The organism is Xanthomonas campestris pv. campestris str. ATCC 33913 (genome assembly GCF_000007145.1).
Taxonomy (GTDB): domain Bacteria; phylum Pseudomonadota; class Gammaproteobacteria; order Xanthomonadales; family Xanthomonadaceae; genus Xanthomonas; species Xanthomonas campestris.
Map to the genome: position 1 here is coordinate 2,602,826 of NC_003902.1, position 11,820 is coordinate 2,614,645.

At 65.5% G+C, this 11,820-nt stretch carries 8 protein-coding genes and 1 pseudogene; 4 read left to right on the forward strand and 5 right to left on the reverse strand.

Annotation, left to right across the window (positions count from 1 at the left end; genetic code table 11):
- Positions 1 to 90: 90 nt before the first annotated feature.
- The 4 genes from XCC_RS11505 to XCC_RS11520 form a co-directional block, all read right to left on the reverse strand.
- Positions 91 to 3,069 carry a TonB-dependent receptor gene (locus XCC_RS11505; RefSeq protein WP_011037353.1) on the reverse strand — a complete coding sequence of 993 codons (2,979 nt, stop codon included), beginning with the start codon at positions 3,067 to 3,069 and terminating at the stop codon, positions 91 to 93.
- Positions 3,070 to 3,175: 106 nt separating this feature from the next.
- Positions 3,176 to 4,198, reverse strand: coding sequence for a LacI family DNA-binding transcriptional regulator (locus XCC_RS11510; protein ID WP_011037354.1), 1,023 nt, complete (start codon positions 4,196 to 4,198; stop codon positions 3,176 to 3,178).
- A 475-nt stretch (positions 4,199 to 4,673) separates the two neighbouring features.
- On the reverse strand, positions 4,674 to 4,943 hold the full coding sequence (locus XCC_RS11515; RefSeq protein ID WP_011037355.1) for a BolA family protein: 270 nt from the start codon (positions 4,941 to 4,943) through the stop codon (positions 4,674 to 4,676).
- On the reverse strand, positions 4,940 to 5,239 hold the full coding sequence (locus XCC_RS11520) for a YciI family protein (protein ID WP_011037356.1): 300 nt from the start codon (positions 5,237 to 5,239) through the stop codon (positions 4,940 to 4,942). Before XCC_RS11520 ends, XCC_RS11515 begins: the two co-directional genes overlap by 4 nt.
- 366 nt (positions 5,240 to 5,605) lie before the next feature.
- On the opposite strand from XCC_RS11520, the gene XCC_RS11525 reads away from it, so the two are divergent.
- From XCC_RS11525 to XCC_RS11535, 3 genes and pseudogenes are all read left to right on the forward strand, one after another.
- Positions 5,606 to 6,511: a segregation and condensation protein A gene (locus XCC_RS11525; protein ID WP_011037357.1), complete on the forward strand. Its 906-nt coding sequence runs from the start codon at positions 5,606 to 5,608 to the stop codon at positions 6,509 to 6,511.
- A 13-nt stretch (positions 6,512 to 6,524) separates the two neighbouring features.
- Positions 6,525 to 7,655, forward strand: a complete 1,131-nt coding sequence (gene scpB / locus XCC_RS11530) for an SMC-Scp complex subunit ScpB (RefSeq protein ID WP_019237609.1) — start codon at positions 6,525 to 6,527, stop codon at positions 7,653 to 7,655.
- Positions 7,648 to 9,281, forward strand: a pseudogene (locus XCC_RS11535) (pseudouridine synthase). Before scpB ends, XCC_RS11535 begins: the two are co-directional and overlap by 8 nt.
- Positions 9,282 to 10,126: 845 nt before the next feature.
- Here the strand turns inward: XCC_RS11535 and XCC_RS11540 are convergent.
- A complete protein-coding gene (locus tag XCC_RS11540) occupies positions 10,127 to 10,564 on the reverse strand; it encodes a hypothetical protein (protein ID WP_011037360.1) in 438 nt (145 codons plus the stop codon).
- 448 nt (positions 10,565 to 11,012) lie between these two features.
- On the opposite strand from XCC_RS11540, the gene XCC_RS11545 reads away from it, so the two are divergent.
- Complete coding sequence (locus XCC_RS11545) at positions 11,013 to 11,816, forward strand: glutaminyl-peptide cyclotransferase (RefSeq protein ID WP_011037361.1); 804 nt, start codon at positions 11,013 to 11,015, stop codon at positions 11,814 to 11,816.
- Positions 11,817 to 11,820 lie beyond the last annotated feature (4 nt).

An 11,820-nucleotide genomic window follows, 5' to 3' on the forward strand; every position in this document is an offset into this window, starting at 1 on the left:
GTGTAATCGATTACATCTCGCACGCAAACCTACCCTATCCGGGCGCCGACTTCGACCGTCCTGGCACCTGCCAGGACGGTCGCGTGCTCCTTACCAGTTCAGACCGAAGGCCAGACGGAAGGTGCGCATCGGCGATGCCAGCACGCCGGTTGGCGTGCCGTATGCCGTGTTCAAGTCACCGAGTGTCCCGGTCTCGCCGTTAAAGTTGGCGTAGTTCACCCAATTGAACACGTTGAGGATATCCGCACGGACGTTGAATTTGACACCGCCACCGGTATCCCATTCTTTATTGGCCGCAATGCTGAACTCCTTGTAGCCCAGCGTGCCGTCCGGCTTGAACTGCACGATGTAGCACTGGTCGTTGCCGGCCAGACAGTTCTGCCCGTAGCGCGCGGTCTGGCTGGCAAGCGACAACTTGCCGGACAGCTTGATCTCATACGGCAGCTCGTAGATGCCGGTTACGACCAGACGGTTCTTGGCAATACCGCCGGCCTCGCGCCAGCCGTAGTCTTCGACGCGCTCGCGGTCCAGTGCGTAGTGCTCGCCGAACTGGCGGTTCTCCTTGGCATCGGAGAAGGTGTAGGCCACGGTCAGACCCCATCCGGATTCTTCGTCGTAGGGCTTCTCGATCTGCAACGCGAGCTGGTTGTTGCGGGTTTCCACACCATTGGTGCCGAGCACGATGGCGCTGTAGCCGTCCGGGCCGTCGGTCGGCGAGCCGGAGGTGGTGCCCGGCAGGAAGAACGAGCCATCGGGCAGCCGGTTGCCGCGCACGAAGGCGAAGCCGTCATGACTTTCGATCCGGCTCAGGGTCACGTCGGTGAACCAGTCCTGGCCCCATAGCGGCACCATGTTGCGCATGCCGATGCTGAATTGGTCGGAGTACGGGGTCTTGATGTTGTTGTCGATCAGGTAGACCTCACGACCACCGCCGCCGGCGCTGTTGGCGGTGAGGGTGTTCAGGCCTTCCTGCGTGCTGTAGGCCGGGTTCCATGCCGTACATGGGTCGCCCAGGCAGGCCGGGTTGTTGGCACTGGTGAAGTAGTAGCTATACGAATTGAACGAGTTGTTGAGCTGCTCGAGCGCCAGGTAGTCGAAGATGTTGCGGTCATAGGCACGCCCGGCACCGCCGTAGATCACGTGGGCCTGGTCGCCGAACAGGTCGTACGACGCACCCAGGCGTGGCTGCCAGGCGTTCTTGAACGCCTTGCGGTTGTTGCCGGTGCTGATGAAGTTGTTGATGTTGTAGTTGGCGTTCTGCAGGTTGGGCCAGTTCTGCAGCGCACCGGCCACATCCGACGGGGTCACGAAGTCCAGGAACGCCGGGCTTTCTTCATAGTCGTAGCGCACGCCCAGGTTCAAGGTCCAGTGCTCGTTGACCTCCCAGTCGTCCTGCAGGTAGATGCCGTACTGCTTGTTCTTGGACACCACCGAGCCGCCGCCTTCGGTCAACGGCGCACCAAAGCGCACCCGGTACGGCGTTTCGACATCGGAGAGGATGTTGTAGTAGTACTGCGGGTTGGCCGGGTTGAACTGGGTGGAATCCAGATCGATGCTCTTGAACTTCACGCCCATCTTGACGGTGTGCGCGCCATGCCATTCCAGGCTGTTCAAGGTCAGGTCGTCCTGGAAGGTCCAGCCCTTCTGGCCCTTGCGCTGGAAGCTGCTGCCGGCGCCGGCAGCGAGCACGTCGGTCTCGTTGCCACGGTTGGGCGTGTAGCTGAGCACGTAGCCCGTGCCGTCGTTGAGCGGCGCCTGGTTCCAGAACGCGCTCTCGTAGCTGAGGTTGGCTTCGTTGAGGAAGTTGGCACCGCTGTACTGCCAGCGCAGGTTGGCGCGCTTTTCTTCCTGGCCGTTGACGCTACCGTGCTCGAAGGTCGAGGTCTGGCCGACGTCGTTGAGCTCGTCTTCCTTGCGGTACTTGCCGGTCAGCTCGAACAGGTTGTTGTCGCCAATGGTCCAGTCGATCTTGCCGAAGTACAGGTCTTCCTTGAACGGGGTGCTGTAGGTAGCCACCAGCGGCTGCAGCTGCGCCGGCAGCTGGTCGATGCGGTCCGAGTAGATCGAGCCAGGAATCACCACGTTGGGGGTGGTGTATTCCTTGGCTTCATAGGCAATGAAGAAATGTGCCTTGTCCTTGAGGATCGGGCCGCTGAAGGTCGCACCGTACTGGGTTTCCTCGAAGTCGTCGCGCACGCCGGCCTTCTTCTCCAGCGGGCTCTCTTCGCGCCAGCCATCGTTGCTGGTATCCCAGAAGAAGCTGCCGTGGAAATCGTTGGTGCCGGACTTGGACGAGGCCACGATGGCGGCGCCGCTGACCTGGTCGAACTCGGCCTTGTAGTTGGAGGTGATGACCTTGTATTCGCCGATCGCCGACTGCGGGAACGGGTTGCCGCGGCTGGAATCCTGGCCGCTGACGCCGCCGGTCAGCACGTAGTTCTTCTGGCTGACGCCATCGATGTAGACATTGGTGCCTTCAGCCGAAGTGGCGCCCGAGCGCACCTTGGTGGTGCCGTTGGCATCACGGGTGAACTGCACGTTCGGCACGGTGTCGGCCAGCTCCAGGAAGTTGCGCGTGGCACGCGGCAGGTTCTGGATCTGCACGTTGGAAATATACGTCGCGTTCTCGGAGGTGCGCGTCTCCACCAGCACCGGCGGCGCCTTGACCTGCACCGCGTCCAGCGTGGTGGCGTTACCACCTGCGGCCGTGGCCGGCTCGCCGCCGACGCCCAGGTTCAAGGTGGCGGTCTGGCCGACCTGCACGGTGACGTTCTGCGAGGTGGTCTGCCCATTGGCGGTGACATCCAGGCGGTACGAACCCGGCGGCAGGCCGCCAACCGAATAGCCGCCATTGGTGACCTGCACGGTGCGGGTCAGGCCGGTGGCCAGATTGGTGGCGGTGACCTGGGCCTGGGCAGCAGGTGCGGAGTCGACCGTGACCTGGCCGCGGATGGTCGCAGCGGTGCTCTGCGCGAACGCGGGCGCGGCGCCCAGCAACAGGCAGCTGGCCAGGGCGCAGCTGAGCAGCTTGCGCGCCGGGCTGGCGGAATGGGGGTGGTGGTGGCTCATTGGTCCCTCCAGGGATCGATATCTTGTTGTTGTGGGCACTAAGGTCTTGCAGGAACAACCGCTGCGGGGGAGGCAGCGGGAGCGGACAGGACGTCCGCGAAAAGGGTCAGGCGCCGGGCTCGCCGGCTCCGCAGGACGCACGCACCACCAGCTCCGGGGTGAGCAACTGGCGGATGCCGTCGTCGTGGCCGGGCTGGTCCACCAGCCGCATCAGACGGGTCATCGCCTGCTCGCCAAGGCGCGCAATGCTGACCCGCATCGTGGTCAGCGCGGGGTGCACGAAGCGCGCCAGCGGGATGTCGTCGAACCCGGCCAGCGCCACGTCGTCGTGCACCGACACATCCGCCTGGGCGAAGGCGTACAGGCAGCCGAGCGCGGTCATGTCATTGGCAGCGAAGACCGCATCGGGCAGATCCCCGGCGGCCAGCATGGCAAGGCCGGCGCGATGGCCGGAGGCTTCGTCGAAGTCGCCGGCGAATTCGAGCCCCTCCGCTCCGCCCGCATGGCCGGCGATCGCGTCACGGAAGCCGCGCAAGCGCTCGCGCGCATCGAAGTTCAGCGCCGGCCCGCCGATGAAGGCGATGCGGCGGTGCCCGGCAGCAAGCAGGTGCTCGGTCATCGCCATTGCGCCGGCGTGGTCGTCGATGCTCAGCACCGGGTAGTCGGCGCCCGGCAGATGCGCGTTGATCAGGACGGTGGGCAGTGCCTGCGGCAGGTTGTCGGTGAGAAAACCCGGCTGCTCGGCGTACGGGGACAACACCAGCAAGCCATCCACGCGGCCGCGCATGGAACGCAGCGCCCTGCCCTGGGCTTCGGGATCGCCGTGGTAGCTGGAGACCAGCAAATGCTGCCCGGCCGCACGCGCCGCCCCATCGATGCCGCGAATCAGTTCGGAAAAGAACTCGCCGTACAGATCAGGCAGCACCACACCCAGGGTCTGGGTGCGCCGGCTGCTGAGGCTGCGTGCCGCCGCATGCGGGCTGTAGCGCAGGCGTTCGGCCACGTCCAGGACCACCTGGCGCACCGGCCCGGCGACGTTGTCGTGCCCATTGAGCGCCCGCGATACCGTGGCAACGGAGACGCGTGCTTCTCGAGCGACATCTTTGATGGTGACCGCACCTTTGGCCATTCGGGTCGCCCTCCGCGACCGACTTCCCAAAATCTGGCGCGGACTGTAAGCGTTTTCATACGGAGGCGTAAACCCCTGTGAATGGGCTTGTGAAAACGCTTACAGATCAAGCATCTAGAAGTGATGGATGCGTGAATAAGTATGCTGCGTCGCAACAACCCCGCAGCGATTGCTCCACAGACGAAGCGCGACGCCGGTCTCGTTGGCGCCACGGGATGACGCCGCGACTGACGCATGGACAGCAGCGGACAGGTCAGTGTTTGCAGGCGTCGCGCAGGGCCAGCAGCGCCTTGATTCGCTTGGGCAAAGGCGCGAGTCGTGCGCGCTTGGCGAGCGTCAGCCTGACCGCCCGCTTGATGATTCAGGCAGCTGCGGCCCCGATCTTGGAGATCACAAGAAAGCTGCAACCAGCATGGTCCTGCCTCGCAATCGCTTCCGGCCAACCAGTCAGAACCGGATTGACCGAACGGTCGCCCTACCCCGCCTCACCAGGCGCCAGCGCCTCGATCGAGAGCGCATGGATATCGGTCTGCATCATCTCGCCCACCGCGGCGTACACCGCACGGTGCCGCGCCAGTGGCGCCTTGCCGGCGAACACACTGCTGACCACGCGCACATTGAAGTGCCCACGCCCATCCCGCGCGCCCGCATGCCCGGCATGGCGATGACTGTCGTCGACCACCTCCAGTTCGACGGGTGCCAGCGCGGCCTGCAGCGCGGCGCGGATGCGGTCGACCCGGCTCATGGCAGCACCCGCCGGAACGGGCGGACGTCGACCCGCGCATACACCCCGGCCGCCACATACGGGTCGGCATCGGCCCACGCGCGTGCTGCCTCCAGTGAAGCGAACTCGGCAATCATCACGCTGCCGCTAAAGCCGGCCGGGCCCGGGTCCTCGGCGTCGATTGCCGGGCATGGGCCGGCCACCAGCAGCCGCCCTTCTGCCGTCAGTGCCTGCAGGCGCTGCAGATGCGCCGGTCTCGCCTGCTGCCGTGCCGCCAGGGCATCGGCCCGGTCATAGCCTTCGATTACGTACCACACACGCCACCTCGCCCACATCGGAAGATCACCCCGCCAATTCTAGCCGCGCCAGCGCTGGACACCGCCCCCACCCACGCATTACCCTTGACACCACTGCACACGCAACCGGACGCAGCGGCCCGTCGGCCCAGGCTCAACGCTTCTCTCGACGGCCGATTCGCTGCCCACCGCCGGCCCGCGTAGACGACCTCCCCGCTGTTCCGTCGCCGCCTGCCACGCGGCGCCTGATTGCATGCGGACCGGCGTATGTGGATTTGTGGGATCGTGCCGAAGCAGGCACGACATTGATCGCAATAACTCAAGGCAAAGCCCTGCAGGCACGGCTCCGTACCGTGGCCGGCGACCGCAAGACCCGATGTCGACCTGATGAATTCCGAACTCGCGCACGACGCGAATCCGCCAGCCACGAGCGCGCCACCGCAGCAGCAGGAAATGCCGCTGGCGGTCGTGCATGGGCAACCGGTGCTGCAGATCCCGCAGGATCTGTATATCCCGCCGGACGCGCTGGAAGTCATCCTGGACGCCTTCGAAGGTCCGCTGGACCTGCTGCTGTACCTGATCCGCCGTCAGAACCTGGACATCCTGGATATTCCCGTCGCCGAGATCACCCGGCAGTACGTGGACTACATCAACGTGATGCAGGAGCTGCGTTTCGAACTGGCGGCCGAATACCTGGTGATGGCCGCGATCCTGGCCGAGATCAAGTCGCGCATGCTGCTGCCGCGCCCGCCCAGCCAGGAAGGCGAAGAAGACGACCCGCGCGCAGAACTGGTGCGCCGGCTGCAGGAATACGAGCGGTTCAAGCAGGCCGCCGAGGATCTGGACACCCTGCCCCGCATGGGCCGCGACTCGGCGCCGGTGCAGGCGCATCTGCCCGAACGCGCCGCGGTCAAGCTGCCGCCACCGGTGGATCTGAAAGAAATGCTGATGGCGCTGTACGACGTGCTCAAACGCGCCGAACTGTTTACCGGGCATGCGATCAAGCGCGAGGCGCTGAGCGTGCGCCAGCGCATGGGCGATGTGCTCAGCCGTCTGGACGACGGCAAGTTCTACCGATTCGAATCGCTGTTCACTGCCGAGGAAGGCAAGCTCGGCGTGCTGGTCACCTTTTTGGCGTTGCTGGAATTGGCCAAGGAGCAGTTGCTGGACATCGTGCAGGAAGCGCCGCTGGCGCCGATCTACGTGAAGTCGCTGGCGTTGGGCAATACCAATGCGCCGTTGCAATTCTCCAGCGAATTCGACGACAGCGACGCTGCCAACGAACCCACCTGAAGCCGATCACCGAATGGATCAAGCGCTGATCACCCGCATTATCGAAGCCGCCCTGTTGGCCAGCAGCCAGCCGTTGACGCTGGCGCAGCTGCAAGGGCTGTTTCCCGAGGAAGAGCCGGCACCGCCCGGCAGCGTGGAGCGCGCGCTGGAACTGCTGCGCGAGGGCTGCACCGAGCGCGGTGTGGAACTGGTGGAAGTGGCGTCCGGCTTCCGCTTTCAGGTCAAGGCCGACTTGCACGGCTGGGTGGCGCGGCTGTGGACCGAGCGTCGCACCAAGTACACCCGTGCCACGCTGGAGACCCTGGCGCTGATCGCCTACCGCCAGCCGATCACCCGCGGCGAAATCGAGCAGGTGCGCGGCGTGGCGGTGAGCAGCAACATCATCCAGGCCCTGGAAGAACGCGAGTGGATCCGCGTGGTGGGCCACCGCGACGTGCCCGGCAAGCCCGCCCTGTTCGGCACCACCAAGGGCTTTCTGGACTACTTCGGGCTCAAGCGGCTGGACGAGCTGCCGCCATTGTCTGAGTTGAAGGACATCGCCGAGCTGGAACCGCAGCTGCCGCTGGACCGCGACGGCCAGCTGGACGGCCCGGTGCCCGCCGCGGCCGCGATGTCGCAAGACGAGACCGCGCCGGCTGATACAGAGCAGGCTGATGGCGAACAGAGCGATGACGCCGACGACGACGGCGCTGATGATGTCGCCGGAGCAGACAACGACGGCAATGCAACGAATGCCGATGCCGATAGCGACGACAACGGCGCAGCAGCACCCACCGATGCAGCGCCAGATGCAGACGTGGAGCCGCAAGCCGACGGAGACGCCACCCAGGTCGAAACGACCGGCGCCGGCACCGATGCAGCGCGGAGCCATGGCAGCGACAGCGCAGACAACGCTGCCGAGGCGCACGACCCGATCGATGCAACACCGCAGCACCCCGCGGCCACCGCGGCGCAGGACCCGAACACGCACCACCCACAGACCGCCCGCGAGGACGAACCCGACACCGCGCCGGGCACGCGCGCGGATGCAGTGAACGAAGACGAAGACAACGCCGTCGCGACGACGACCGTGGCTGTTGACGAAGCCGATTCCGACCCAGAGGCCGACCCAGAACGCGTCGGCCGGAGCCAGACACATGAGTGACACCCCCCGCAAGCTGTCGTTGAACAAGCTTTCCCTCAAGCGCGACAGCGCGCCCGAAGCGCCGAAACTGGAAGAGCGCCTGCACAAGGTGCTGGCCCAGGCCGGCCTGGGCTCGCGCCGCGCGCTGGAGCAGCGCATTGCCGATGGCCTGATCAAGGTCAATGGCGCCGTCGCGCAGACCGGCATGTCGGTGCGCAGCGGCGACAAGATCGAACTGGACGGCCGCAGCTTCGTCGCCAGCGCGCTGACCGAATCCTCGCGCGTGCTGGTCTACAACAAGCCCGAAGGCGAAGTGACCACCCGCGAAGATCCCGAAGGCCGCCCGACCGTATTCGAGTCGCTGCCGGCGCTGAAGGGCTCGCGCTGGATCGCTATCGGCCGCCTGGACATCAACACCACCGGCCTGCTGCTGCTCACCACCGATGGCGAGCTGGCCAACGCGATGATGCACCCCTCCTACGAGGTTGAACGCGAGTACGTGGTGCGCGTGCGCGCCCCGGAAGGCGAAGAGAAGGTGCCCGACAGCATGATCGAGCGGCTCTCGCGCGGCGTGTTGCTGGAAGACGGCGGCGCCAAGTTCGACGAGATCGAACGCATCGGTGGCACCGATTCGCACGACTGGTTCCGCGTGGTGGTCAAGGAAGGCCGTAACCGCGAAGTGCGCCGCCTGTGGGAGTCGCAAGGCTGCCAGGTCAGCCGCCTCAAGCGCACCCGCTACGGCAAGGTGTCGCTGCCACGCGAGCTGTTGCGCGGGCAATCGGTGGAACTGGCACAGGAAAAGGTCGACGCCCTGCGCGCCGAACTCAAGCTGGAAGAAGGCGCGCCGTCGGCACTGACGCTGCAGCCGGTGATCGGCCAGCGCCGCGCCGCCAAGTCGACCGTGCACGTGTCGCGCGACGGCCGCAGCAATGCCTACGTCAACGGCCAGACCTCCGGCGCCGATGAAGGCCGTGAGTTGCGCCGCTTCGACAACCTGCGCGAGGATCGCGGCGGCCGTGGTGGCCGCGGCAAGCCCGGCGGCTTCAAGGGCGGCCTGACGGTCAGCGGCGAAGCCGCTGCCAAGCAATCGCAGCAGCGCCCGTTCAAGCAGCGTGGCCCGGCCAAGGGCGACCGCTCGCTGCCGGACGGCAACCCGGCCGCGTTCCGCAGCTGGTATGTGCCCGATGGCGTGAGCACCGGCCCGAGCGGCCACCGCAACGCAGGTCCGGGCGGCGCCGGCACCGGCCAGCCGCGTCCCTACGCCAAGAAGGGTCCGGGCGGTGCACGCCCGGGCGCTGGCGGCCAGGGCCGCGGCGCGGCAGGTGGGCAAGGTCAGTCGCAGGGTCAAGGTCAAGGCCAGCGCAAGCACCCCTACGGCCACCCGGGCAACGCGCCGAGCTTCCCGTCCGATCACGCCAACCCGGGTTTCAGCCCGTATGGCGCCGCACGGCCGGCCAACGAGTCGTACAAACGGCGACCACCCCGGCACTAATCATGGCCAAGATGCCAACCGTCGGCCCCGGTGGCCCGGGTGGTGCCGCACGTGGACCGGGCGGTCCTGGCGGCGCACCGCGCGGCGGCCCGGGCGGCCGTCCGCCGGGCGGCGGCAACCGTCGGCCACCAGGTGGCGGCAATCGCGGTCGCTAAGCTACAAGACGTGCAATAAAAAAACGGCCCTGCGAAGGGCCGTTTTTCGTTATCGCTTGGATCATGTCTGCTTGAATCACGCGATACATCGAAGTAAGCGTGAGACGTTAACAGTGGCTCGCAGCGAACCGGCACGCGAGGCAGCTTTAGAGCGGCCAACGGAACACCGCTCTGCGGGCGCGGCCGGCTTTGTGGTTCCCATCAGCACACAACCAGGTTGCCAGGTGCGATGTCCTCACCGCTTGCGGGACCGTGTGGCGGCATGGATGCCGCCACCGAGCCTACATGGACGTACTTGCGGCGTGTCCCGCAAGCGGTGAGGGCAACGCGCCCTCGACTAACCAAGCTTTTTGACTCCATCTAAATGCGGCTAAGACTCGACATTTCGATTGTCTTCTTTTGTCTTGGAGTGGTTGGACAGTGCGGATAGATCACTTGCAGAGCGGCTGATCTGCGGCTTGGCTGCAGGGCCCTAGCCCGTCCACCGGCGCGGGACACGCTGCAAGTACGTCCATGTAAGCTCTTCTACGGCATCCATGCCGCATAAGGTCCCGCGCCGGTGGGCGGGCAAGGACCAGTCCAGAGTGTCGGTGTGCATGTGTGAGCAGTGCATGCCGTGCGGCCGTCCGACTAGTTGCCGGTCTGATCAAGTTCACTCGATCCGCGCAATGTCGCTGCCATCCCGACATCATTTCACTCGTCAATCAAAGTCAGTGCGGCCAACGCACTGCCGCCATCGCTACAGACCTCTAGAGGCTTTGTTACCTATCTCTAGGTAACAAAGCCTCTCGCGTACAGATGCGCTTGTTGTGTGCAGTGCCGTCTTCAGCGCGATCTGCTGCGTCTTACTTGCGACGCTCGATCACGAAGTTGCCTACATTGACGCCCAGATCTACGCCCTCGCCCGTCCCGGCCAGGGCCAGCGAGATGTCGCCCTTGGTGACGACCTGTGCGGTACTGGACTTGACCACGCCGGCATGCGCCTCGGCGGCCGCATAGGTGCCCAGCAGATCATTGAGGCTGTATGCACCGGAGAAGGTGCCGCGGCCGCCGGTGATCTTGGACTTGCCGACTGTTAGGCCACCGCCCTTGCTGGAGATCTTCACCGGAATCACCGCACCGTTGTCGCAGGTGATGGTGCCGGTGCCGCTGGCGGTCTTGTAGAACACCGACCAGCCTTCGAGATTGAACGACAGTTTGCAGTCGATGTTGCCTGCTGCCTGGGCCTGCGGCGCGAGCGTGGCGACGCCCAGCAGCGCGAACAGAGAGAACGACTTGATCATGTGCAGCTTCCGGTGATGGACGTGGCGCGAGCCTAGCAGCGCCGGTGTGGCGGCCGCGACAAGGTCCTTGCGTCGTGCAAGCGCCGGTTCAGCGAATCGTTGGGGCGCGTGCAAGGCGCGGGCGGCGCAGTTCACCGCGTGGCATCCCGTGCCGATGGGCTCCACCGTCGGAGCGAAGCGCTGGCGGCGCGAAGGCGCAAGGCCGAGCCGCCGCTGGGGGCCGTTGCATTGTCGACTGCCCAATCGGAATCAATGGCCCTGCATCTTCGATGCATAGGTGCGCTTGATGCAGCCTTGCGCAGCCGGTTAGTCGCCGCGCACCGGAAGCAACGGGATCACTGGCTCTGCATGCCGCATCCCAACGCGCAGGTGGCTTTGCATCCGGCGTTGATCGAGCAGATCGCGGTGCGGTTGGATTCGGTCTTGGCCGGCATGGGATGATCACCTCATGCCACGTCTCGTCCCTGCCCTGCTACTCATCCTCGCACTCCTGCCGGCCATGGCAGTTGCCCGCGACCCGGTCCCGACGCAGGGCTATCGCGTGGTCAAGCGCTATCCGCACGACACCACTGCCTTTACCGAAGGCCTGTTTTATCTGCGCGGCCATCTGTACGAAAGCACTGGCGAGACCGGGCGTTCGAGCGTGCGCAAGGTGGACCTGGAAACAGGGCGCATCCTGCAACGCGCCGAGGTGCCGCCACCGTATTTCGGCGAAGGCATCGTGGCCTGGCGCGACCGCCTGATCCAGCTGACCTGGCGTAACCACGAAGGCTTCGTCTACGACCTGGCGACGCTGACGCCACGCGCGCGTTTCCGCTATCCGGGCGAAGGCTGGGCGCTGACCAGCGATGACAGCCACCTGTACATGAGCGACGGCACCGCCGTGATCCGCAAACTGGATCCGGACACATTGCAGCAGGTCGGCAGCATCAAGGTCACCGCCGGCGGCCGGCCGCTGGACAATCTCAACGAGCTGGAATGGGTCAACGGCGAGCTGCTAGCCAATGTCTGGCTGACCTCGCGCATTGCGCGCATCGATCCAGCCAGCGGCAAGGTAGTGGCCTGGATCGACCTGCAAGCGCTCGTGCCGGACGCCGACGCACTGACCGACTCCACCAACGATGTGCTCAACGGCATCGCATTCGACGCCGAGCACGACCGCTTGTTCGTCACCGGCAAACGTTGGCCGATGCTCTATGAAATCCGGCTCACACCACTGCCGCACGCCGCGGCCGGCAAGCACGCGCAGTAGCTGC